Annotated in this window: 24 protein-coding genes; 18 read left to right on the forward strand and 6 right to left on the reverse strand. The window is 41.4% G+C overall.

Annotation, left to right across the window (positions count from 1 at the left end):
* Positions 1 to 80 precede the first annotated feature (80 nt).
* The 9 genes from ACFFGV_RS07125 to ACFFGV_RS07165 all read left to right on the forward strand — a co-directional run bounded on the left by ACFFGV_RS07125 (position 81) and on the right by ACFFGV_RS07165 (position 9,557).
* Entirely contained in the window at positions 81 to 935 is an 855-nt protein-coding gene (locus ACFFGV_RS07125; RefSeq protein ID WP_377346070.1) for a S1C family serine protease, read from the forward strand.
* Positions 936 to 1,006: 71 nt separating this feature from the next.
* Positions 1,007 to 1,231 (forward strand): hypothetical protein, encoded by a 225-nt coding sequence (locus tag ACFFGV_RS07130; protein ID WP_377346072.1) that lies wholly within the window; start codon positions 1,007 to 1,009, stop codon positions 1,229 to 1,231.
* Between the two features lie 628 nt (positions 1,232 to 1,859).
* Positions 1,860 to 2,597, forward strand: coding sequence for an RNA polymerase sigma factor SigI (sigI, locus tag ACFFGV_RS07135; RefSeq protein ID WP_377346473.1), 738 nt, complete (start codon positions 1,860 to 1,862; stop codon positions 2,595 to 2,597).
* Positions 2,594 to 3,877: an anti-sigma factor domain-containing protein gene (locus tag ACFFGV_RS07140; protein WP_377346074.1), complete on the forward strand. Its 1,284-nt coding sequence runs from the start codon at positions 2,594 to 2,596 to the stop codon at positions 3,875 to 3,877. The genes sigI and ACFFGV_RS07140 overlap by 4 nt, the downstream gene beginning before the upstream one ends.
* A 180-nt stretch (positions 3,878 to 4,057) precedes the next feature.
* On the forward strand, positions 4,058 to 4,435 hold the full coding sequence (locus ACFFGV_RS07145; protein ID WP_377346076.1) for a DUF1499 domain-containing protein: 378 nt from the start codon (positions 4,058 to 4,060) through the stop codon (positions 4,433 to 4,435).
* Between the two features lie 469 nt (positions 4,436 to 4,904).
* On the forward strand, positions 4,905 to 6,524 hold the full coding sequence (locus ACFFGV_RS07150) for a hypothetical protein (RefSeq protein WP_377346078.1): 1,620 nt from the start codon (positions 4,905 to 4,907) through the stop codon (positions 6,522 to 6,524).
* Positions 6,525 to 6,563: 39 nt separating this feature from the next.
* Complete coding sequence (locus ACFFGV_RS07155; protein ID WP_377346080.1) at positions 6,564 to 7,787, forward strand: ABC transporter permease; 1,224 nt, start codon at positions 6,564 to 6,566, stop codon at positions 7,785 to 7,787.
* A complete protein-coding gene (locus ACFFGV_RS07160; protein ID WP_377346082.1) occupies positions 7,756 to 8,826 on the forward strand; it encodes an ABC transporter permease in 1,071 nt (356 codons plus the stop codon). The genes ACFFGV_RS07155 and ACFFGV_RS07160 overlap by 32 nt, the downstream gene beginning before the upstream one ends.
* The gene (locus tag ACFFGV_RS07165) at positions 8,823 to 9,557 is read left to right on the forward strand and encodes an ABC transporter ATP-binding protein (RefSeq protein WP_377346084.1); all 735 of its coding nucleotides are present in this window, start codon (positions 8,823 to 8,825) and stop codon (positions 9,555 to 9,557) included. The genes ACFFGV_RS07160 and ACFFGV_RS07165 overlap by 4 nt, the downstream gene beginning before the upstream one ends.
* Positions 9,558 to 9,780: 223 nt before the next feature.
* Here ACFFGV_RS07165 and ACFFGV_RS07170 read toward each other — a convergent pair whose 3' ends face one another.
* From ACFFGV_RS07170 to ACFFGV_RS07185, 4 genes are all read right to left on the reverse strand, one after another.
* A complete protein-coding gene (locus tag ACFFGV_RS07170) occupies positions 9,781 to 10,374 on the reverse strand; it encodes a TetR/AcrR family transcriptional regulator (protein WP_377346086.1) in 594 nt (197 codons plus the stop codon).
* Between the two features lie 73 nt (positions 10,375 to 10,447).
* Positions 10,448 to 12,007, reverse strand: a complete 1,560-nt coding sequence (locus ACFFGV_RS07175) for a GMC family oxidoreductase (protein WP_377346089.1) — start codon at positions 12,005 to 12,007, stop codon at positions 10,448 to 10,450.
* Positions 11,988 to 12,602: a gluconate 2-dehydrogenase subunit 3 family protein gene (locus tag ACFFGV_RS07180; protein ID WP_377346091.1), complete on the reverse strand. Its 615-nt coding sequence runs from the start codon at positions 12,600 to 12,602 to the stop codon at positions 11,988 to 11,990. Before ACFFGV_RS07180 ends, ACFFGV_RS07175 begins: the two co-directional genes overlap by 20 nt.
* Before the next feature lie 12 nt (positions 12,603 to 12,614).
* Entirely contained in the window at positions 12,615 to 13,010 is a 396-nt protein-coding gene (locus ACFFGV_RS07185) for a hypothetical protein (RefSeq protein WP_377346095.1), read from the reverse strand.
* Positions 13,011 to 13,205: 195 nt separating this feature from the next.
* Here ACFFGV_RS07185 and ACFFGV_RS07190 point away from each other — a divergent pair, with 195 nt between their 5' ends.
* The 4 genes from ACFFGV_RS07190 to ACFFGV_RS07205 all read left to right on the forward strand — a co-directional run bounded on the left by ACFFGV_RS07190 (position 13,206) and on the right by ACFFGV_RS07205 (position 17,719).
* Positions 13,206 to 14,771: a GNAT family N-acetyltransferase gene (locus ACFFGV_RS07190; RefSeq protein WP_377346097.1), complete on the forward strand. Its 1,566-nt coding sequence runs from the start codon at positions 13,206 to 13,208 to the stop codon at positions 14,769 to 14,771.
* Positions 14,772 to 15,074: 303 nt separating this feature from the next.
* On the forward strand, positions 15,075 to 16,532 hold the full coding sequence (locus tag ACFFGV_RS07195) for a GAF domain-containing sensor histidine kinase (protein WP_377346099.1): 1,458 nt from the start codon (positions 15,075 to 15,077) through the stop codon (positions 16,530 to 16,532).
* Positions 16,529 to 17,170 carry a response regulator gene (locus tag ACFFGV_RS07200; RefSeq protein WP_377346101.1) on the forward strand — a complete coding sequence of 214 codons (642 nt, stop codon included), beginning with the start codon at positions 16,529 to 16,531 and terminating at the stop codon, positions 17,168 to 17,170. The genes ACFFGV_RS07195 and ACFFGV_RS07200 overlap by 4 nt, the downstream gene beginning before the upstream one ends.
* A gap of 33 nt (positions 17,171 to 17,203) precedes the next feature.
* Positions 17,204 to 17,719, forward strand: coding sequence for an NADPH-dependent FMN reductase (locus tag ACFFGV_RS07205; RefSeq protein ID WP_377346104.1), 516 nt, complete (start codon positions 17,204 to 17,206; stop codon positions 17,717 to 17,719).
* A 45-nt stretch (positions 17,720 to 17,764) separates the two neighbouring features.
* Here the strand turns inward: ACFFGV_RS07205 and ACFFGV_RS07210 are convergent, their stop codons facing one another.
* Positions 17,765 to 18,022 carry a YhdB family protein gene (locus ACFFGV_RS07210; protein WP_377346106.1) on the reverse strand — a complete coding sequence of 86 codons (258 nt, stop codon included), beginning with the start codon at positions 18,020 to 18,022 and terminating at the stop codon, positions 17,765 to 17,767.
* Positions 18,023 to 18,204: 182 nt separating this feature from the next.
* On the opposite strand from ACFFGV_RS07210, the gene ACFFGV_RS07215 reads away from it, so the two are divergent.
* Together ACFFGV_RS07215 and ACFFGV_RS07220 are read left to right on the forward strand one after the other, a co-directional pair.
* The gene (locus ACFFGV_RS07215) at positions 18,205 to 18,393 is read left to right on the forward strand and encodes an imidazoleglycerol-phosphate dehydratase (protein WP_377346108.1); all 189 of its coding nucleotides are present in this window, start codon (positions 18,205 to 18,207) and stop codon (positions 18,391 to 18,393) included.
* 282 nt (positions 18,394 to 18,675) lie between these two features.
* Entirely contained in the window at positions 18,676 to 19,299 is a 624-nt protein-coding gene (locus ACFFGV_RS07220) for a YhcN/YlaJ family sporulation lipoprotein (RefSeq protein WP_377346110.1), read from the forward strand.
* Positions 19,300 to 19,318: 19 nt separating this feature from the next.
* Here ACFFGV_RS07220 and ACFFGV_RS07225 read toward each other — a convergent pair whose 3' ends face one another.
* Complete coding sequence (locus ACFFGV_RS07225; protein WP_377346112.1) at positions 19,319 to 20,002, reverse strand: DUF421 domain-containing protein; 684 nt, start codon at positions 20,000 to 20,002, stop codon at positions 19,319 to 19,321.
* Positions 20,003 to 20,192: 190 nt separating this feature from the next.
* Between ACFFGV_RS07225 and ACFFGV_RS07230 the strand changes: the two genes are divergently transcribed.
* From ACFFGV_RS07230 to ACFFGV_RS07240, 3 genes are all read left to right on the forward strand, one after another.
* Entirely contained in the window at positions 20,193 to 21,602 is a 1,410-nt protein-coding gene (locus tag ACFFGV_RS07230; RefSeq protein WP_377346114.1) for a SpoVR family protein, read from the forward strand.
* A 139-nt stretch (positions 21,603 to 21,741) separates the two neighbouring features.
* On the forward strand, positions 21,742 to 22,497 hold the full coding sequence (locus tag ACFFGV_RS07235) for an alpha/beta fold hydrolase (protein WP_377346117.1): 756 nt from the start codon (positions 21,742 to 21,744) through the stop codon (positions 22,495 to 22,497).
* Between the two features lie 171 nt (positions 22,498 to 22,668).
* Positions 22,669 to 24,456, forward strand: coding sequence for a transthyretin-like family protein (locus tag ACFFGV_RS07240; protein ID WP_377346119.1), 1,788 nt, complete (start codon positions 22,669 to 22,671; stop codon positions 24,454 to 24,456).
* Positions 24,457 to 24,652 lie beyond the last annotated feature (196 nt).

The raw sequence follows: 24,652 nt of genomic DNA on the forward strand, positions 1-24,652 counted from the left end.
ATCCACTAATTCCGGTAGTATGATGGGTAGGTACAATAGAATGTTATACACTAACTCTCGGAGCAGGGAGGAACCAAAATATGTCGGATAAACGATCCTATGATCATGATGTTATAGATGAAGATTTATATGAGGATTTAGACGAAGAGGAGTTATTAGAACTCGTCGAAGAGGAACGGAGAAAGTCACTAGCAACAAAAGAAGAGGAGAAAAAAAAACGACCTTTCCCAAAATGGGCTTTTTGGTTAATTGCCATTGCAATGTTTATCAATGTCATTGCCATTATTCCGCGAACATTCTCCATACCTGCAGTAGACTTCCTGCTTACTTCCGCAGAATTATCACAAAACGCTGTTATTCAAGAGGATCAGCAGGCTGTAGTCGTTGTAGAGGCAGGTAATTCCAAGGGAACAGGCTTTTCGGTTTCAGAGGATGGTTACATTATTACCAACCATCATGTTATTGAAAACGGAGAGCGGGTTTCGATAGCCTTTCCTGAAGCCGGTCTTTTTCAAGGGGAAGTGGTTGCAGAATATGAGGATATTGATTTAGCTGTACTAAAGGCAAAAGGGGTCAAGGATAAAGAAGCGAAAGACCTGCCCTATTTGCCGTTGGCTGAGAAAACAGAATTCACAGAACGAGAACCTGTCCATTTTATTGGTAACCCATTACGCTTTAGTGGGATTGCAAATAATGGAGAAGTTATCGGCTACACGACATTAGACAATTGGGATAAACAAGTACTCATGCTAGATGCCCCAATCTATCGAGGTAACAGCGGTAGCCCTGTCATTAATGAACAAGGAAATGTAATTGCAGTCGTCTTCGCCACAATTCGAAATGAAGAACAAGGCAAAGTAGGCCTAGCCGTCCCCATCACCTACCTCCACGAAGCTACAAAAGGAAAAGACTTATGGGACTACGAAAGCGGATGAGCCCGTAGAGCGTCGACTCGACTGGACGTCCCCATATGAGATAAAGGAAACACGAAGAGCAAAGCGAGTCGATGTTGACTTATCGGAAGGAGGGGAAGGAAGTCGAAGAGACGTTGGGCGAAGGAGCTGGAAGAGCGAAAGCGGATGAGCCCGTAAAACGTCGACACGACTGGACGCCCCCGCATGAGATAAAGGAAACACGAAGAGCAAAGCGAGTCGATGTTGACTTATCGGAAGGAGGGGAAGGAAGTCGAAGAGACGTTGGGCGAAGGAGCTGGAAGAGCGAAAGCGGATGAGCCCGTAAAGCGTCGACTCGACTGGACGTCCCCATATGAGATAAAGGAAACACNGACTCGACTGGACGTCCCCATATGAGATAAAGGAAACACGAAGAGCAAAGCGAGTCGATGTTGACTTATCGGAAGGAGGGGAAGGAAGTCGAAGAGAAGTTGGGCGAAGGAGCTGGAAGAGCGAAAGCGGATGAGCCCGTAAAACGTCGACACGACTGGACGCCCCCGCATGAGATAAAGGAAACACGAGCTGCTATAAAGAACAGGCCTTTGTACTAGAAAAGGCCTGCTTTTTTATGTGTCTAGGTATCTTTTACCAAATTGATGACGTTTGAAATATAATTGTTATGATTTGTTGTAAAACGCGCTTAACGGTGCCTCCCAATGGGTATATGTATCTTGTTCTTAGTTTGTAAGAATATGGTTTTAAAAAACGGTAGATTCCTTTTTTAATATGGTGTATGATACCCATATTGAATATGGCTCAACCCCCGCCATGATAGGAAAAACATGTATTAAATATGACATGGTGTGCAATCTTTTTGTAACAGAAATGAAAAAAAGTAAAGTGCCGCCACCCAAAAATAATTCGACAAAAACGAAAACTATAAATAGCTGGAGGTGATAAGGGTTGATGAAACGTCTTTTTCACCAGAAGCGAGATGAAAATCTTGAAGAACAAGTATATCTTGCACAGAATGGAGATGAGGAAGCACAAAATCATCTCTTGAAGCAATATCAACCTTTTATCGCCAAAAGTGTCTCTGAAGTTTGCAAACGGTATATAGATCCCACGAAAGATGATGAATTTAGCATAGGGTTAATGGCTTTTAACGAAGCTATTAAGTCGTATTCACGGGAAAAAGGAAGCTCATTTCTTTCTTTTGCAAAGCTCGTTGTGAAACGAAAAGTCATTGATTATATTCGCCAGGAACAGAATAGCCCGGTAGTAGCTTCTCTTGATCAAGAGTACGACGATGAGGAACAAATGGAGAATCCTCAAGAGGTACGTGCGTCCAGAGATCGATATGAACGGGAGACAGAAAGCTGGTATAGAAGAATAGAAATCCATGATTTCTCCGAAAAGCTAAAGACCTATAAGTTATCTTTTGAGGAACTAACAAACATTTCACCGAAGCACCGGGATGCCCGGGAATCAGCAATAAAAGTAGCTCGCACCATCTATGAGGATGAGCAACTACGAGACTTCGTTCTAGAAAAGCGTAAACTTCCTATGAAACTTTTGGCTGGAAAAGTCGAGGTAAGTAAGAAAACGTTAGAACGTAATCGAAAATTTATCTTAGCTATTTTTATTATTTTGAGTGAAGATTACGTATATTTACAGGATTATATTAGGGGGGTGGGCCTATGAAAAAAGGTATAATCATGGAGCAGCAACGTCGGTTCACTGTTGTGATGACTGAGGATGGAATGTTCTACAAAGCGAAACGACTGGAAGAAAGTCATCCGGGGGATGAAGTCTCCTTTGAGCCATTAGAGGAGAAACAATCATTCCCCTTTGAGTTTCCGAGAATAATGATGCCTAAAATGAAGTTAATCGCAATGGTTGTTGCTCTATTGATTGCCATATTACCTTTTTATACTTGGTATGATTCTAACCGAGCCTACGCTTACGTTAATATTGATATGAACCCAAGTCTTGAGATGAAGGTAAATGACAATATGAACGTAATTGAGCTTATACCTTTAAATGAAGATGCCACATCATTGGTCAATACGTTAAATGATTGGAAACACAAAGCAGTAGAAAAGGTAACGGTTACGCTAATCCAAAAGGGTCGTTCAGAAGGCTTTATGGAGGATAATCAGCAAGTCATGATAGGAGTAAGCTACAATCGTAACTCTAAGGACGGAAAAGAGTTGACGAAATCCATTGATGCTTATCTTCAATCAAATACGGCAACCTTAACATATGCTACATTTGAGGTGCCGAAAGCATTACGGAAACAAGCGCAAGATACCAATAAGTCCATGAATGAAGTATATGCTCAAACCCTCATTCAGGCAAACCAGGAATCAGATAACGGTACTACGAATTCCTCTCAAGAGACGAAGGTAAAGGCAACTAGCGAATTGGAGCCTCAGAAAGAAGATATTATCCGTTCATTTTATAACGATTCCAGTCATTCGGAATCAAATAAAGGCACAAAACAATCGACAGTACCTCCAACGGAAGTTTCTTTGAAGAAGGAAGAAGCAGTAACAAAGTCTGAGAATACTGAAACTAAAGCAACAGAAGAAATTGCTATTGTAGCGGAAGAAGTACCACCAGGTATTATGAAGAAACTGGAGCAGCCTCATGCTCTACTTGAATCGATTCCACCTGGCACTGTAAACAAATGGATTCATGACGGAGATAAGGAAGCTTTCAAGCAGTTACTTCGTGATCATCTGAAACAGAATAAACCATCAGCATATGATAATGATGGAACAGCTCATAACACTATACAAGCGTCTATAAAGGGAACGGCTGATAATAAAGAAGGGCTAACTAAGAAACAGCATCCCAATAATAATACTGCTGCACCTTCTGACAGTAAGCATCGGGGAAAGAAACACGGGCATAAGAAGCAGACCGAACATCCGAAATCTAACATACACAGTAACCAAGGGAAAGCTAATGACATGTAAATACCCCCTCGGGAATATTTGTTTGTAATAATAATTCGGTTTTTTTATTTTTATCCACAATAATAAGAAAATTCCGTCATCTTTGTCCCACTTTCCTCATTGACAAGACTCTAGCGTATTCACATGTGAAAGATTTCTCGTATCTAGGGTACAATGAGTATAGAGAGGAAGGGATATAGAATGGCAAAGGAAAACTTGGGGATTCGCAATGGCAAATTGGCTCCCTGTCCAAATTCTCCAAATTGCGTATCAACACAAGCAGATAATGCTGACAAGAAAATGGAACCATTTCCTTTTCAAGGGGATATGGAGTCAACAAAGGCTAAGCTTAAGGAAGTCATTACCAATTATTCAAGAACGACGATTGTGGAAGAAACAGAGGATTATATCCATGCAACATGTCAAACAAAAATAATGAAATTCACCGATGACGTTGAGTTCTATTTGGATGAGGAAAATCAGGTAGTGCATTTTCGCTCGGCCTCTAGAACTGGATATTCAGATTTAGGTAAGAATCGGCAGCGAATGGATGAAATAGGGAAGTTATATCAGGGATAATGGAAACCTCTTTTTCCAGTGCATGGGAGAAGAGGTTTTTGTATGCTCCCATTTTACATCATTTTACATTCAAGCATAAAACAGGATGTACAAGGAAGAAAAGGCATAGAAAGAAAGTTGAATTTAATAGCCATAAAGATAAGAGCAAGTACATACGCATGAACTATACAGTATTTAAAGGATTGGACAAATTGGAAAGTGGGAGGCAGCTACTATTTTATGAAAGTAAAGGTTTTCTAAGCGGTGACAAAATAGTATAATTAGTAGGTCTTAACATAATTGAAATATAAATGTAATACGTTACAATTATAAATAGAAATAAAGAATGTTACTGAAATAGGCTTAAACATACGTGACGATAGGTTTAGCTAAAGTCTCCTGCTAGGGGTGGGGAGCTCTTTAACACCGCTATGAACCTATGAAAGCAGGTAGGTAAATAGAGCCTTTATATGTAAAAGGGGAGGACAAGATGAGCCAACAACGAAGAGGCGTTAACAAATGGCTGGTCATGCTACTGGTGTTCGTCGTTGTACTGGGGATAGGAGCAACTGCATACGGTGTACTAAAGGAAAATAATCCGATGGCTTTGTATGCCATTGCAGAAAAGAATACGATAGAGGAACAGCTGGAACGAATGCAGCAGTACAACAAACATACGGCAACACTCCAAGAGAGAATGTTGGAAGAGGCGCACACGTCTGAAGCGACCCTGGCTATGAATGCAGACATGGAGGGGGAACAGCTGAATCAGACATTACCGCAAGCGGCAATGGTGCAAGGTATATTATCTACTATCAAATTGAAGGTGGACTCTCAGGTTGATCCAAGCACGAATGAGATGTCTGGAAAGCTGGATGTTCAACTGCAAGGAACTAGCTTGGCAGAAGCCAGTTTGTATCAAAATAAAGAGACCACAGCAGCACAAATTCCATTTTTACACAATGACTACTTTGCAATTCACAATAACGAATTGGGAGATTTTCTAAAACGGATAGATGCTGAAGAGCCGACTGTAACAGAAATACCAAACTTTGTAGAATCTAATAAAGCTGCTTTCACATCTGGTCAGCTGGAAGACATTGTGATTGATTATGTGAAGGCTGTACGAAAACATTTCTCCGAAGATCAATTTTCTTTAGAGAAGAGTGCTTCCTATGAAGGAGATACCTTTGATAAGGTAACCATTTCTATTAGTGAAGAGAAGACCCAGGCTATAGTGAAGACAGTTCTGGAGAAGCTTAAAGAAGATGAGCGTATTTGGAATGTAGTCGATAAGCAAATGCAGCTTCAGCAGTTAAATCCGACTGAAGAAAGAGAGACTATTCAAGCAGAGCTTGATAAAGCGATAAGCAATGTAGATCAATTGTCCCTTCCAGAAGGGATTACTATTGAGGCATATATTAAAGATGAGATTGTAGTTCACGAAATTTGGAGTATGGACCTCCAACTGGAAAATAGTCCGTTATACCATGTGAAATGGGATAGCAGTTATAAAAAAGAAGGAAAAGATAGCTACGACTCCTCCATGGATATGACCGCAACAGCTGACGATAGTAAAGAGGAGTACAGTCTTTCCTACCATGAGAATGGTAAGCCAAATAAGGATGGACTCCATGTGGATTACACGATTGGCGTTGATGTTCAAAAAGAGGACGAAGATTTCCAAGGAACGCTTGTATTGAATACAGATTACACAGAAACGAGTGCTAACACCCAATTTGATGTGAAGGTAAAGGGCACAACAATAGACCCTGAATCGGTTCCTTCCATCAGTGGATTCTTTAACTCGGAAACTACTCAAAAGAAAGCAGATTCCTATATGCAGAAGCTGGATTTAGGCTTTGACATAGGAATGGACGACCCTAATATTGGGGTTACTAATGCACACGTAGAGTTCCATGTAGATCAACAGCATATCTTTACTAATGACCTCTCTTTTCCTGATACTAACGGTGAAAGTACTATTCAGGTAATGGAAAAAAGCGAGGATGAATGGAATCAAATTACAGAAGAGATGCAACGCAATTTCCAGCAGTATATTCAAAATATGATGGGCGGCTTAAACGGTTTTAGTAGTCTAGGGCTTTAACCAAACGGCTTCCCAGTAATAGAAAGGAGGAACAGGCAGATGAATGGGTTCTCATTTTGGTTGAATGAGTGGAGGGCCATCCGTCGCAGGCCTGGTCCTCTTTTTTTGTCTCTCTTTATACCATTTGCATTCCTTTGTCTCCTCTTTATTACCATTACTTCTTTATTTCAAGGAACCACCTCCAATATTCAAGTGGCAGTAGTGGACAAGGATAATACCTTTGAGACAAAATCATTATTGTATCAGCTTACAGAAGAAGAACAAATGAAAGATGCTCTGGTGCTGGATAAGATGAGCGAGAATGAAGCAGAAGAAGCTTTTCGTCAGTCTGATGTCGATGCCATTATGCATATACCACAAGGATTCACCAAAAGCTTAAGAGTTGGAGAGAATACGCCTATTCGTGTAACTACGAATTCAGAGAACGCGTATGCTCAATCCATGATAGAGACGTTATTTTCAAGCGGTGCTGCTTATATATCTGCTGCTCAAAGTGCAGTCAATACAGTATATGACAAAAAGCTGTCAGATCAGCCATTACATGAACGAAAGGAACAGCTGGAGGCCGTTATTGTAAACTATACCGTATTTGCCTTAACTCGTAATGAAGCATTTGAGCTGCAAGCTATTCCGCTAGGTGCTCAAATTGGATGGCGTTCCCACGGTATCATTGCCGGTTTTGTTATGTATGTTCTTTTGTTTGGTGTGTTATTTCAGCTGTTGGAAAATAAAAGATATGAACACAAGCTTATGCATAGACTAAGGTCTTTTCACATAACGGAAATACATATGTACATGTTTCATGCTTGGAAATGGCTGGCTGCATCTATTGGAACAGCCCTGCTACTTTATTGCCTAATTGCTAGTGAAGCATTTCCACCATACATTCCACTGTCCATCGAAGGTTTAACGACTATTGCTTTCATTGGGCTGTTTACCGGTTGCTTGTTAGCAGCTGTCGAGGGAATCTTTTCTAACGTATGGTGGAGGTGCTGTGTCGTATTATTGCTTTTCATTATAGGTGCTGGCGCTGGGGGGATATTCGTTCCATCCATTTATTTACCGGAATATATTCAGTTTTACTGGAATCCCTACACAGTTATGTATAACATGCTGGAACAGCTATTCCTAAGAAGTGATTTTATGTATGCACAAAGCTTTATCCTTACCTTATGGTGTATTGGATTATGGCTCATTGGCTGGCTTGGGGCTGTAAGAAAGGAGAGGAGATATGGGTATTTACCTTTTACTCCATCTTCGTAGATGGATGACGCACCCGTTTCGAAACATCGTATTTCTCCTTTTTCCATGTATATGCTTTCTTATTCTCGCACCGCTAGTGGAAAGAACGGCTCAGGAGTCTGCTATACCAGTTGCTGTTGTCAATGAGGATGACGGTCTATATGGTGCTATCATCATCAGTCGTCTTCAATCTGAAAAACGAATACGACTAGAAACTATGACAAGGAACAACTTGGAGAAGGCTGTGCAACGAGGAGATGTAGAAGCTGGGTTTGTGTTAACAGCTGAACTCACCTCAATGCTGCACACAGGAACTGTAAGAGATACAGTAATCTGGTATCGAACATCGGAATCTAACTTTGACGTGTTTGCGAAGGAGAAGATAGGAGCAGAAATAATGCGGATCGCGTTAAATGCCAAAGCTGCAAATGCAGTAACGAATAATGCCTCTCCTTCAAGTGAGAGCTGGGTAGAGATATACGAATATGCGGATAGCTTTTGGGAGCCCTCTCCTTTATTTACAGTGTCCTATACAGAAAGACAGCCAGGAGCTCCAATAGAGAATGATGCTGACATAGGGAAGGGTTCCAAAACAGTACTAGGTCTTTTTATGTTGTATGCCTATATTATGGGGCTAGCATCGATGATGCCGCTGCAAAAGGATAAAGCTAATAAAATGCCTTCAAGAATTGCCCTTTCCCAATCACATGCAGTACCATTTTATAGCAGCTATTGGAGTGCTATGCTGGTTAGCTCTAGTCTGACCTTTATCATAGCATGTGTTCCATTAATCGTTAGGTCATCGGTGCATGAAAGCGTGGAATGGGTATTGTGGGGGCTGCTTCTTCTTTGTATAGGAGTATCCTTCTCCTTTATTGTGATGGCGAGTAGTAACCGTATAAACCGGACCATGTTCCTGTTAGCAGGGATTGGAGCAGCTTCCTTTATATTGCATATGACCTATGTAATGGGTGCAGAAGTAATTCCAATTTCTATTGTAAAGGCATTACCACATTATTGGTTATGGAATAAACCAGCTTTCATAGGAGGGGAGATATGATCGAGTTCCGTAAAGTTGTCAAAAAATACAAGCGAAACATTGTGCTGACGATCCCATCGCTTACACTAAAACCAGGAGCAGCTTATGGCGTCATTGGTCCTAATGGTGCAGGGAAGTCGACGTTATTAAGGCTGCTGGCGTCTATAGAACGGCCTTCAAAAGGTACGATCCATTATCATGGAAAACCCTATAAGAAGGTCGTGAAGCAGGTGAGAAAGGGCATAGGTTACATTCCACAAGAAATTGCTTTGTTTGAAGAATTTACCGTTACGCAGCAAATTGATTTCTGGAAACGAATTTCTCCTGCTACTATAGATGAGGCCTTTGTAGAGGAAATGGTTACCACCTTAAAGCTTCATAAGGTAATGCATAGACGTGTATCAGATTTGTCTGGAGGTTGGCAGCGAAAGGTTAATCTATGTGTAGGAATGTTACATAAGCCAACCATCTGTTTGTTGGATGAACCCACCACAGGAATTGATATTGCTGCAAAGGAAGACATTTTGTATTGGTTATCGACCTTGCATAAGCAAGAAGGGATGACGTTGGTATATATTAGCCATGATCGTCATGAGCTAACTTCCTTAAGTGATCATTTTATTGTTATGCACGAAGGTCATATTCTATTTTGCGGGGAGACGGATATGTTCTTTCATCAACGCTCTTACTTGTTAGAGGGACAACAGTCGACTTATTCTTCAGAGCTTGGGAAGATTCTTTCCTATATATAGAAAGTCGCTTGTCTAATAGGGACAAGCGACTGGGAAATTAGGAGTGAAGGTTGTAGCTATATACTTCGATTCCGTTAATAAGCAATGGTTTATCATCTGGAACCTTTACAGCTATACTACGATATAATAACCCTCTCTGTACTGGAGAGTATTTATAGTATTGGGATATTAACCTGTTTCATGAGTAGAAATTTGTACTGTTCCTACCTTCATTTACCAAATGTTATTTGCCTGTTAAACCGTAGAAGAACAAATTTAGTGTCTGTTCGGTAAACTGCTGGATAGCTTCGTGGCTTTCAAACATATCCTGCCGTTTTCTGACAGCTTGAGAGTACATGTCTATATAGAACATAAGCATCTCGAGACTAATATCCTGCTTAATATAGCCCTCTGCTTTCCCTTGATCTAATAACGTAAGGAAGGAAGGGAGAGAATACTGTTCTGTGAACTCCTGCATGAATTCTTCCAGCTCAGGCTTGTCCGAAATCAATGCTTGTATAACCTCAAGGTTTAGTTGGCTCATACTATCCTGTTTAATGGCAATTAATTCTTTAATTTTATCCTCAAAAGTGAGCTCCTCGTTTTCCAGCATCTCTTGAAAGGTTTCCATTTTCGAAATCGCGTAATGTTTAACAGCTTCTATAAATAGTTGATCCTTACTGCCAAAATAGTTATAGATGGTAACCTGAGATACTTCTGCTTCTTTAGCTATATGTTGAATGCTGACTTGTTGAAGTCCTTGGTTAGCAAACAAATGAAACGCTGTGGACAAAATGTTATCTTTTTTCATCTTCGTTCTTTTTTCAAACCCGTTCATTGGCTCCACCTCTTACCCTTCATCATACCGTGGGTTTTGAAGTAAATCAATTTTTATATTTCAAAAAGATCGACTAGTATGGCTTTCCTTTCTTAGTCACCGCCTCAATATAAGCAGCTGAACGGGAAGCGAGGCTGTAAATGGTAAGGGTAGGATTAGCAGATGGTGCTGTAACAAAGGTCGGTGCTCCGACAACAAATACATTTTCTATGTCATGAGTCTGGCCAAAGCTATTCACTACCGAAGCAGCTGGATTATCTCCCATTCGGCACCCTCCCATCAGATGGGCGTGGGTTTGTAGATGATACATAGGGGTACAGCCAGCCTTCTTTGAAATATGCTGCATCCATTGCTTTGCTAAATTCCGAAGATGCTGGTCGTTTTCGTGATGAGAGAAAGTAACCTTTGGAATAGGGCAATGATAGCTGTCCTTCTTATTCGATAATGTAACAGCATTATGTTTCTGGGGCATGACCTCTCCTAGCATCGCCATACTGATATAATGGTTATAGTCAAGCATTCTGCGGCGAAGTGCTTCGCCGAGACAGTTGGGATCGCTTTCCAAAAATAAACCTGCTAGCCGCATCGGTCTCATTCCATAGCTGTTTAACACAAACCCTCTTTTGTATCCATGCTTTCTGCCGCACAAATAAAAATCGAGTGTCAGCGCCTGAACGGGGTTGCCGCGGTACATCCTAATTTCCTCAGGAGATTTTGCCAGCAGTCTATCATTTGTATTGGTCATTATGTATTTCCCCACCAAACCTGATTGATTAGCAAGGCCTTCCGGGTAATCTTCATTTGCTGATTGAAGCAGAAGACGAGGAGTTTCAATTGCATACGCTGCAATAACAATCGTAATAGCTTCAATCTCTCTTTGTTTTTCTTCCTTCATAAAGAGAACGCTTTTCGCCTTTTTAGTATCATTGGTCGTTATTTTTAATGCAGTAGCATTTGGTATTATCGTTGCTCCTGCCTTAACAGCCTCAGGGATAAACGTATTTAAGGGCGTTGTTTTAGCATTTGGCATGCACCCTTCTTCACAGAAACCACGGTTCGTACATGGGGCACGGTTATGTTTTGGAGCGGACAGTATCGCCAGTGGAGAAACACTGTGCCGATAGCCAGCTTGCTCCACACCCTGTCGGAATTTTAATGTATTGTTGGACAAATCATGGTGGGCGGGGTAAGGGAAGCGTGATCCAAACTCAGGCCATGGAAAGGGAGCAGGACCTGAAAGGGATAACTTCTTCGTCATTTCATCATAGAAGGGAGACAGCGTATCGTATGTAATGGGCCAGTCAGCGCCACATTGTTCGTCCGTATAGGTTTGAAAATCACTAGGATGAAACCTGAGCAATTGGGCGGTATAATGAATTGCACTTCCGCCGACACCTTTCCCAGAGGTGCTCCTATATAAATCAATGGGATTTTGTCCCTCACTAATACGTGGTTCATCCCAAAATAATGTCTCCATCTCTAATTCATCGCTTGCGAAATCTTTTTGTGGATCTCTCTCAGGACCAGCCTCTAGGACAACTACATCCAAATTTGCTTTAGCAAGGTGAGCGGCGATGACCGATCCAGCAGCACCAGCTCCTATGATGCACACATCACAGTGCATTTTCGTCATGAGGTTTTGCCTCCCAGGAATCAAATTGCTTTGGGCCATATGCATAGTATCCACGAGGATAGGCTGGACCGCCAAATCCAATGGTTGACCAAACACCAGGGTCAGAATAGACAATCTTAACAAGCTCACTCGCCAATGTTGAGAAGAATAAGTCACTCTTTACAGGCATCCATACTTCCGGATTGCCGTCATTTTGTCGCCATTCCTCTAATAACTCGTGCTTACTTTGTTCTTCCAGCATGAAAAAGGGCTGATGATACCGATAAAGACAATCCTTATCAGCAAGAATTAACCCCTGGTCGATAATGACCTCTTTGGAAATGCTCGATTGTTTGGGATAGATGCTAAGCTTTCCTTCTAGCATTCTGCGGTCCAAAACAATAGAAACACTAACAGATTGTTCCCCAACATGTGATGGGAAAAGCGCTTTTGCAATAGCTACTAATGTTCGCTTTTGATCAGGGGTAAAGAAGGTTCCTTCTGCTCCGTGCATTCGTTGTTCTATTATATTCCTTGTTACTTGATCCCAACTCTGTTTGTTACTTAGAACATCATATGTAGGGTAATAGCTTTTCCGAGGGTGATTTGATTCCATAAGTGTGCTCCTTTACATCCAAATAATTAGAAAACCTAGCAAGGATAACATTGCCACGGCGGCAGGCAGGGCGAAAGGGAGACCAGATTGGATGTTCTCATAATTCATACCCCCTGTGCGTTTGCCAATCGCCAATAAGTGCAATAGACTTCCATACCCACCAGCAATTATGCCAAGTATAAGGGCAATGGAATACATCCATCCCGTCCATGCTACTGGATAGACAACTACCATTAGTCCAGCTATACAAGTAATAGGTAAGAAGACAACTGGAATCCACATTTGCCACCGGTGGAACTTTCCTCTATGGTGCCATGCTGTTACCTGAAGCCATAGCAATAGAAAAAGAATAATGATGATCATAGTACTATATCTGCCTGCATAATCTTGCTCCCAGCCTGTGTACATTTACTATCTCTCCCGCCTTCAGTAGCGCTATTCTCTATTTTGGGGCGAAAATGGTTACGATATACATAGACGTTACTAGACAGACCTTATCTCTATTGATTACGATAAAGGAGAAGCAAATGAGTAAGAATGTTAAAAAAATTCATCATAAAGGTTTTACCATCCTAAAACCTTTTATAGAAAGGGTTAACGCACATGTCTAAACTGGATTTATCTCAATTTGAAAAAAAGATTGAAGTTCGTAACATCCAAAAGGAAGATATCGAACAAATTCTTAAGTTACAGCAAATTTGCTTCCCTGGAATGGAGCCTTGGAAAAAGGAGCATTTAGAAAGTCATCTTGATATATTTCCAGAGGGTCAATTTTGTGTAGAGCTGGAAGGAGAAGTTATCGGCAGCTGTTCCAGTTTAATCGTGAACTTCGACGAATACGATGACCAGCATACATGGGATGACATAACAGATGAAGGTTATATAACGAACCATGATCCTGAAGGGTATAATCTATATGGCATTGAAGTAATGGTGCACCCGGATTACAGAGGATTAAAAATAGGACGGCGCTTGTATGAAGCGAGAAAGGAACTAGCCCAGCAATTGAATTTAAAGAGTATCGTTATTGGGGGGAGAATTCCAAATTACTATAAGCATAAAGATGAGATGTCCCCAAGAACGTATGTGCAGGAGGTCATGAATCAAAATCTATACGATCCTGTGCTTACTTTCCAAATCATGAATGGATTTACTGTTATGCGATTGAATCCGAATTACTTACCAGATGATAAAGCGTCCCAGCGGTATGCTACTTTGATGGAATGGAACAATGTAGATTATCGTCCCACGACGAAACGATACTTCAAGACCTCCTATCCTGTGCGCATTACCGCTATTCAATATATGATGAAGAACATAGATTCTTTTCAAGAATTCACCCGTCAGGTTGAATATTATGTAGATGTGGCTAGTGATTTCGGCTCTGATTTTGCAGTTTTTCCTGAAATATTCACCACCCAGCTGATGTCCATCATTGATGAGAAAATCCCATCTAAAGCTGTACGAAAGCTTTCGGACTACACAGAGGAGTACATTGAATTATTTACGCACCTAGCTGTGAAATACAATATAAATATAATTGGCGGATCTCATTTTGTGGAGGAAGAAGAGCATAAAGTATATAACATTTCTTACTTATTCCGCCGAGATGGAACGATAGAGAAGCAATATAAAATTCATATTACTCCAAATGAACGCAAATGGTGGGGAATTCAGGCAGGCGACACGGTTAAAGTATTCGATACGGACTGCGGTCGTATTGCTATCCAAATATGCTATGATATTCAGTTTCCTGAATTGGCTCGGTATGCAGTTGATCAAGGTGCGAATATTATTTTCTGTCCGTTCTGTACAGACGACCGCCAAGGCTATTTAAGAGTTCGCTACTGTGCTCAGGCCCGTGCTGTAGAAAATCAAGTGTACACTGTCATCGCAGGTACCGTCGGTAATTTAACGCAAGTAGAGAATATGGATATTCAATATGCTCAATCCGGCATCTTTACACCGTCAGACTTTGAATTTGCAAGAGATGGAATTGTTGGAGAGTGTCACCCTAATATAGAAACGGTCGTAGTAGGGGATGTGGATCTAGAAGTACTACGCCGCCAGCGCAGATCGGGAACGGTCCGCCAGCTAAGGGATCGTAGAAAAGATTTATTTGAAACGAATTACAAGCAGCTGTCCACAGAAATTGTAACCAATGACTAAGAGCGTGAGAGCATCTATTGAGAGAGGCGTTTACGCCATTCGGAGATGTCTGGCTGCAGCGCCTACCTCCTCGGGGTCGTAAGCCAACCTCCCTGTGGCAAAAAAATGCCACTGTGAGTTTGGCTTAAGCCTGTCGGAGGTGGACAAGGCGCTTACGCCTTTATAGGGGGATGTCTGGCTGCAGCGCCTACCTCTTCGGGGGTCGTAAGCCAACCTCCCTGTGGCAAAAAAATGCCACTGTGAGTTTGGCTTAAGCCTGTCGGAGGTGGACAAGGCGCTTACGCCTTTATAGGGGGATTTATTATGCTAGAGGAGAAACAAAGGCTGGAGGCTTTAAAAACAATAGCTGAAACACTAAATGAGTCTGTGGATCGAGAGGGTATGATTCAGGATGTGCTTGATCAGCTTATTGCCATTACGCATTTTGAGAGTGGATGGGTATTTTTAGAAAGCGGTAATGTACAGTTAGTAGCAGATACATCACTACCGGAAGCCTTGGCTATGCATGAAAAGGCTGCCATGTGCGGGGAGGATTGCTACTGTGTCAGTAAATATAAAAAAGGTAAGCTTACAAGAGCCACGAATATTATGAACTGCAAAAGGATTGAGAAGGCTATTGTAAAGGGAGAGGGCGATACGAACGGTATAACCCATCATGCAACCGTTCCTCTTAAAACACCAACGCAATCGTTTGGTTTATTGAATGTCGCTGCACCATATAGAGATAATTATGACCAGGCTGAATTGGACTTATTAGAATCGGTTGCGTATCAAATGGGGACGGCACTGAAAAGGATGGAGCTTTATGAAGTAGAGCAGCAAAGAGTTCATATGCTTCGCCATTTACATACGTTATCAAAAGAAATTCAAGAAGCGCACTCCTTTTCTGATATTAGTCAGGTTTCAATGCGTAATTTGAAAAAGCTGTCTTCCATCTTGAGGGTCACGTTGCGTCTTGCAGGTAATACGTATGGAGACCAAGTATCCGATAGTAGTGCTATGTCCACCTATACCTTATCGGAGGAAGGGGATCAGCTCATTCTTTTTATCAGGGAAGATATATCGGATATGGAAGAGGAAATGCTTCATCTTGCTGTTGAATATATAACCTTAGGGATAAGAGAGAGGAAGCTAAAGGAGCGGGAAAAGGAATTGGCTCGTTTTGAGGAGAGGGCAAAGCTTGCACAGGATTTGCATGATTCCGTAAATCAATTATTATTCTCCGTTCTCTTGACCGCTAAGGGGACGAGGGCAATTAGTATGGAGGAGAAAGTGCAAGAGCAGCTCCACCATATCCAAACTCTCACATCGGATGCATTGCAGGAAATGAGAAATCTAATACAGCGCTTAAAGCCACAAGGTATGGAGGAAGGTGTACTTGCTGGATTAACACGGTACGCTGAAAAAATTGGGCTAGCAGTTAAGACCGCATCGAATGGGACGACAAGCCTTCCTTATCGAGTGGAAGAAGTACTTTGGAGAATAGGGCAGGAAGCGCTCCACAACGCAAGTAAATATGCAGCGTGCCAGCAAGTAACGTTGACGTTAACAAAGGGAATAGAAGAAGCCGTTCTGGAAATTGACGATGATGGCCGGGGCTTCGATCATGCTATGAGTGAATCCCTACCTTCCTATGGATTAAAGGGAATGCGTGAACGGGCAGAATTAGCAGGTGGGAGATGTATGATTGAGAGTACACTTGGTAAAGGAACTACGGTTACCGTTACAATTCCTACTCAAAAGGAAGGAGGTCTTGCATGACAATACGTTTATTAGTGGCAGATGACCACCATGTTGTTCGGAAAGGGCTCGTTTTTTTCTTTGAGACACAGGATGATTTAGAAGTGGTTGCTGAAGCAGCAAATGGAAAGGAAGTACTTACAGCTTTAAAGGAGTACGATGTGGACGTTGCCTTGTTGGATGTGCAAATGCCTGAGATGGATGGAATTGACACGGCTAAATTCATAAGGGAAACGTATGAAAAGGTAAAAATTTTAATGCTCACCAGCTTTTCAGATTATGATTCGGTTATCCCTGCCATCCAGGCTGGTGCTAATGGCTACCAGCTCAAGGATGTAGAACCAGATGAATTAGCGGAGGCTATCCGTAAGGTTTATAAGGGAGAAAGTATGATTGATGCAAAGGTCGCATCCCATTTAATGAATCATGTGACTGGGGGGACAGATAAAGAAGAAAGAATTAAGCTGGAATCTCTAACTAAAAGAGAAATGGATGTTCTAAAACAAATTATGAAAGGTCAAAGCAATAAAGAAATATCAAGTAACCTATTTATAACCGAAAAAACTGTAAAAACGCACGTTTCCAATATATTATCGAAGTTGGAAGTTCATGACAGAACACAGGCGGCCCTATTTGCAGTTAAATATTTGAAATCTTAATTTACATACTATCTGTCGGCAGGAGGAGAAAAAGTGAACATAGTGGTAATTAATGGAACGCCAAGAAAATATGGAAGAACTCGTATAGCCGCGAAGCATATTGCAAGCAAAGTGAATGGAAAATTAATCGACCTTAGTACATTAGGTTTGCCAATGTTTAATGGAGAGGAAGAACTGAATGAGTTGACCAATGTACAGCTAATTCAGGAAACGGCTACGGAAGCAGATGCTTTTATTTGGCTGTCACCTGAATACCATGGCGGGATGAGCGGAGCATTAAAGAACTGTCTCGATTTTTTAAATGGAGATCACTTTCGTTCTAAACCTACCTTACTGTTTTCAGTAGCTGGTGGAGGGAAAGGTGGCATCAATTCTCTGAATCAAATGCGTCTCATTGGAAGGGCGCTTTATGCTCATGTCGTACCAAATCAGATGGTGTTGGATCCCCATTGCTTTATACGAGAGCAAGATACCCTGACAGAGGATGCTGCTGCTAACGTGCAAAAGCTGTTAGAGGAATTTATACAATTTGCTGATAAGATGAAGTAGACATTGGAAAGGGAGAAGCCGATTAGGTCTTCTCCCTTATGCCATCTATACCAACTCCGGCTGATCCATCACAGAGAATGGCGGAATCGTGACCATAGCATGGTCAATATATTGTAATAGGTTTTGATGTGAGGTTAAAACATCTTCATCCTGAGGGGAATAGTGATATGCATGTAGAAAGGATTCAATCCGTTTTGAAAGGATGTCATCCTTTGTGCGTACCATTAGCACTAACAAATCATCCCATTGTCCCCAGAGCGTAAAATATAACGCTTTATCATAATCCGCAATATATACAGACATACTCTACATACCCCTTTCACGAAGGGTTACTACTAGTGTAACCGCATCTCCATTTAACAAGCTATAGGATTAATGGTGTCCTTGTTAAAGTATGGGGAAGAGAGTAAAAAGGTTCTTCGTATAGTTTGTGCAAACGGTAAAAAACTAATGCTGCACCAAACTAAGGAAAGCAGGTGATCAGCATGACAAGCAAAAACGGAAGCGAAGGAAGCAAAAATCAAAATGCACCAAGCCGTACCGGTAAGCTAAAGGGCGGCAAAATGAACGAAGAATTTGGTAAGGAAATACACACAGGTGATAATAATAAAGGAAATGTGTACCGTTCTAAAAAAGGAAGCAAATCGCAGCTGAAAAACCCGCAAAATCATTAAATATACACACTGCAGCATACACGTGCTGCAGTCTTTTTACGTTTTTATGGCAAAAGCTGCGGGAAGGAGAAGCATAAGAACAAATGGAAGGAAGTGGAAGGATTAGACGAAATACATTTACCATTCTGTTGATGATCCTCGTTCTCGCGGGAATAGTCATTTTCTATCTTGAACATAGTCCAAACTAACAATATGGTAAAAATTAGAATAACCCCTGAGGAATAAACGGCTTTTAGCAAAACATACTAAGAGCATACTTTATTCTTCAAGGAGGAATTCAATATGAATTGGAAAATTATCGGTGTAACAGCTCTTTCTGCACTTGTCCTTTTCGGATGTGGTGGAGATGATAAAGAAGCAAGAATGGGAACGAAAGGCAACAACTATGAGAATAGTGCTCATAATAACGATTATTCTCCACAGGGTGACGAGTACAACAATGTTGATTATGACAATGGCCCAAATCAAGGCATGATGGATGGTCAAAATTATAACAATGTAAATGAAGAGGAAAATGTAGGAAACGAAGATACTTACCGTAATACCACCAATGATAATAATGGCAACCGCCAGTACAATGTTGCGCGAGAAGCAGCTCAAAAGGTATCCAAGCAAGTAGCAGAAGTAGACAGAGCCTATGTGATGAAAACTCGTAACAATGCATTCGTAGCAGTAACTATGAATGATGATGACAACGATAAAGTAGACGATCAGCTTAAATCAGAAATTGCGAAAGTGGTAAAAAGCACGGATCGTGACATAGACAACGTATATGTCTCCGCTAACGAAAATTTCGTACAAATGAACCGCGATTACGCAGATGATGTACGTAACGGTGAACCGATAGAAGGATTCTTTAGAGAATTTGGCCAAATGATCAATCGCTTATTTCCAGAAGTAAGATAATGACAAGAGAGACCCCGGGCTAATGCTCGGGGTCTCTCTGTTGGTATGGTATAACTTCAAGAGACTCCTCTTTATCTAAACAATAAGCAAAAAAGATTTCCGTAACATCTCGGTACCCTTTCCGAAGTAAAGCCTCAGTGAGCCACTGCTCTTCCTTTCCGATGAGAAGTAAATTACGCTTTTGAATTTTACCTTCTACCACCATAGATAATGGAATTCCTTCATAAGGTGGTTCCATTCCCATATCTGCAGGGGTAAGGGGGGTGTATTGAGGCTTAGGAATAACACTGACATCACCATTTGGCTCTAAGAATGCATATTCAATGGACGCTACTCGAGGATGACCAGAAGTACGTAATACAGATAACAATTCCACTAATGAGAAACGAGATTTTCTTAAGTTATCTGGAAGTATTTCACCATGGCGAATCAGCACAGTAGGCTGTCCAATAATCCAATGCTTTACCCCATCCTTTAGCATTAATTTACTTATAAGATAATGAGTTAAGCCAATTCCGATTAAACCAATAAAGCTTTGAAGATACGTATCAATGGAAATAGGCTGAAAGGCAACATATGCAAGAAAGAACAACGCTGCAAAATCATGTGGAGTAAGCTGAGCAAGTGCCGACTTCCCAAGCAAACGAACAACAAGAATGTACAAGACAAAAATAATTAATAGAGGCGGAAGAAAGGTTAACATACCCTTGTCTCCTTTCAACGAAGTCCATTGTAGTTTCTGTGTAAAACAGATGATTATGTACAAACAGCACAAAAAGAATGGATGCAAAGCCTAAACATCCATCCCGTTAAAATAGAAACTATCCTTCCAGTCATTCTCGTCTATCTCGCTCATACAATAGAAGTAAGACGCGTAAGAAAGGGAGATGACCGTGAATACCCAATATCAAAAAGACCTGCATCGTGCGATAGATGAAATAACCGAAGTTGCAGAAGGCTTTGGGTTGGATTTTTACCCAATGCGATATGAGATTTGTCCAGCTGACATTATTTATACCTTCGGGGCTTATGGAATGCCAACACGATTTTCCCATTGGAGCTTCGGAAAGCAATACCATAAAATGAAGCTACATTATGATTTAGGTCTCAGTAAAATATACGAACTCGTCATAAACTCCGACCCCTGCTACGCCTTCTTATTAAATACGAACAGCCTCGTTCAAAACAAACTAATTGTTGCTCACGTTCTTGCCCACTGTGACTTTTTCAAAAATAACGTCCGTTTCGAAAATACCAACCGTGACATGGTGGAAAAAATGAGCTCCACCGCCGAACGCATCGCACACTACGAAAAGCTGTACGGCCGAAAAGAAGTAGAAGAATTCATTGACGCTGTCCTCGCCATCAACGAACATATTGACCCATCCCTATTAAGACCAAAGCTAGCCTGGACCCTAGAAGATCTAGAGGAAGAAGAACTGGAAGGACCAAGAGCTACCCCATACGACGATCTCTGGTCCATTGGCGAAGAGAAAAAAGAAAAACCAAAGAAAAGAAAAAAGAAATTCCCACCACAATCCGAAAAGGATATACTGCTCTTCATCGAAGAATATAGCCGTGAACTAGACGACTGGCAGCGCGACATCATGACCATGATGCGCGAGGAAATGCTGTATTTCTGGCCACAGCTGGAGACGAAGATCATGAACGAAGGCTGGGCTTCCTATTGGCACGCAAGAATTCTCCGGGAACTGCATTTAACGAGTGATGAAGCAATTGAATTTGCAAAATTGAATGCAGGAGTAGTGCAGCCATCAAAAACACAAATCAATCCCTATTACTTAGGATTGAAGATGTTTGAAGATATTGAGAGACGCTATGACAATCCAAATGAAGAAATGAAACGATTAGGTGTGAAGGCAGGCTCTGGAAGAGAAAAAATGTTTGAGGTGCGGGAAATTGAATCGGATATATCCTTCCTTCGCAATTATTTAACGAAGGAACTGTGTGGTCGAGAGGACTTGTACCTTTTCCAAAAACAAGGACGCGAGTATAAAATAACCGATAAGGATCATGAAGCCATACGAGAACAGCTCGTTACGATGCGAGTCAATGGAGGGTTCCCCTATATTACAGTGGAAAATGGAGATTACCTAAAAAGTGGTGAATTGTATTTGAAGCATCATTTTGAGGGGATTGAATTAGACTTAGACTACTTGGAGAAGGTGCTTCCTTACATGTATCAGCTGTGGGGAAGGCCGATTCATCTGGAGACCAATGTCGAGGACCGGAATATCCTGTTTACGTATGAAGGGAAGAAAGTGAATCGGAAGTTTATATAAAGGTTAAGGAAGCAGACGAGAAGTTTGCTTCCTTCATTTTTGGCATGAGGGGATTTGATAAGGGTGTGCTATCATTTTATTACAATTATAGTAAATAATTTCTGTTATAATTATGGAAAAAAGAGGGAAGAGTGGCGGGATGATGCTCCATTATGTTGAGTATGATAACGGTAATCCAGAATGGGTGGTTTGCTTGCATGCTATATGCACAGGGCATTTTATTTTTAAAGGACAGCTTGCTTGTTTATCTGAGAAGTTTAATGTGCTCCTAATTGATCTTCCGGCGCATTATGGTTCTGGAGATGTAGAGGTAGATTATGCTGATCCCTTTCGTCACACAACTCGTCTTGTACTGGAGGTGCTCGATGCTGTTGGGATAAAGAAAGCGCACTTTGTAGGAATCTCACTAGGAAGCATTGTTGCTCATACCATCATGATGCATCATCCAGAACGCGTTAATCGTGTGGTGCTTGGAGGAGCGGTTATCCGTTTTCCAACTATATCGAATCGAATTTTAGCAGCGACGTTGTTCCTATTTCCGGTACTATCCCATCGGTTTGTATTTCTCTCGCTTATGTATTACATGATGCCTAAACGGCACCACCTATCTGTGAACAGACAAATATGGGAAGGCGGGCGCAATATAAAGCGGAAGGCATTCATTGGCTGGGTCCGTGCCCTTCATACATTAGACAGGGTTCTTCCCTTAGAGGCTTTAGATCAATTGGAAATACCTCGCCTCTTTATATCCGGCGAAGAGGATCACTCTATTCTTCCTGGTCTTCTTCCGTACACAGATGTCAGCATCATACCAGGGTGTGGTCACATGGTGAATATGGAACAAGCTGATTTATTCAATCAGAAGATGATGCCATTTTTAATGGAAGAAGTATGATATTCCCTCACCGTTGTTGAAAAAACCTATGCTTCAACCAAAGCATTAATATACCTTCCCTCCTTGCTACAACCACAATTCCCAAACAGGCTCATCCGGCACGAACTGAACAGGTAATGCTTCATACTATAAATACAGGCTAAAATCTAAATTGGGGAAGGGTAAAGCGATATGAAAATAAAGACGAACAAAAGGTGTCATTCCAAGGTGAATCCATCTAATGTCTGTCGCCCTCGTCCGGTCTTGAAAGGGTGTCCGTCTCTTTTTCCGGATAGAGAGTGTAATCAGCCTGTCATTATACTAGATGATGTAACATTAATCAGTTGTGAGGGAATTATTAGTGGTAAAGTGCTATGTGATTATGTACCACAAGCTGGAGTAGTGGTTCAACTAAGCAGTGTGCCGCCTATCGTGCAATTTGACAATGCCACACCAGTAACAGATGGAAGAGGAAGATTTACAACCCGGGTAAGCATACCGCCGGGAACTAAGATTCAACAAGTTTACATTAGGGCCGAAGCTGTCGTTCAAGGAGTTGCTATTGAGGATTCTATATGTGTGCGAGTGGAATGTATAGCTTGTAAGAATCCTTTGCTTACGCTCATACCTCCAGAGGGGATTGTTGGATGTAGTGGAGGAAAGCTGAGAGGGAGGCTTACGTGTGATGGCATTCCTGTTCAAGGTGCAGTTATTACAATCGAGATTAACGCTGTGGGTAAAATCATTGCAAGTCCCAATCCAGTCTTAACACAGCCTGATGGAACCTTTATGTCTACATTAATTCCGTTTAAGGACATTCAGGAAACGATTATGGTTACGGTATCGACATATATTTGCGGATTTAAGGTGACTTCTGACACGGTCAAAATTGAGGTAAACTGTACTGATTGTAGAAATCCTGCTATTCATTTAGATGACCCAGGTCCAATCAGCTGTGTAGGGGAAGTTACCGGTAAATTAACGTGTGATGGTGTACCTGTACCGAATGTAGAGGTACAACTATCGAGTACTTCCTTTTTACTGTTCAATCCCCCTAATCCTACCACCGACGCGAATGGAAATTTTTCAAGCACTGTCACAGTTCCGCTCGGGACACCTATAGAGGAAGGGGTACCATATACAGCCAGTGCTACTGTAAATGGAATTATGGTGGAGGAAACCAACTTTGTAAGAGCGGGCTGTGTCGAGTGTGAGGACCCTTGTATCATTTTTAACTCGCCGATTTGTGAAGTGGATTGTGAGGGGGCTTTACTGGACGGAAGAGTGATATGTGATGGGGAATTCGTTCCAAATGCAGCTGTTTTCATTACAATAGAATCGACTAATGACAATGTCTTTGCATTTCCAAACCCCGCTATTTCAGATGAAAATGGAGTATTTACTACACAAATCATTCCTGCCCAAGGCGTGTCTGAACTAGTGAGAGTCAGCGTTTCTACGACGGTTGGGGGCGAATTTATTGAAGTAGGTCCTGAAAATGTCCTTGTAAATTGTCCATTTTCTGACTGCTCCTGCCAAGGCTTACTTTGTACAGATGGCAATCAAGAGGGAGCTGAAGTGAAGGTAATCCAGTTTGGAATGGAAAAAGTGTTAGAGGGTAACATGGAGATTAGCCTAATGCAGTGTGGAGATGCTGTAATGGAAGAATGTGATGCTACCGTAGACACCTTCCAATTCACATTTATGGCCGAAAATATGGATTCCTTCGTAGTGACGAATGGGAAGCGGATTAGTTTTACTTGCACAGATCAATCGATTCAATTAGAGGGCCTTGCCACTGGTTCATTAAATAATGGACCGGAACGGACGTTTCAGGTGACAATAGATGCAACATTAAACCTCGTTGAACAAACGATTACATGGAATATACAAGCGGACGATGGAGTGAGTACAACATTTGAAACAACCGTGCCATTTGCTACAGATGCAAGTTCCGATTCCTTTATTGGTGATTGCTAATGAAAGGGCAGGGTATCCTGCCTTTTTTTGATTTAAGAAACTTTCCTGATTCAAAAACGTCTCATACAAGCGAGTACCTCTTTCGATTTATTCTCGTAGCGGAGACTCTATTCTAAAGTACCAAGCTAGACTATCTTGAGAATATGTAAAAAATATACATGCCATTCATAGTAATATGGAAGGGAACATGCTACTA

The sequence above is a fragment of the Pontibacillus salicampi genome (genome assembly GCF_042434395.1).
Taxonomy (GTDB): domain Bacteria; phylum Bacillota; class Bacilli; order Bacillales; family BH030062; genus Pontibacillus; species Pontibacillus salicampi.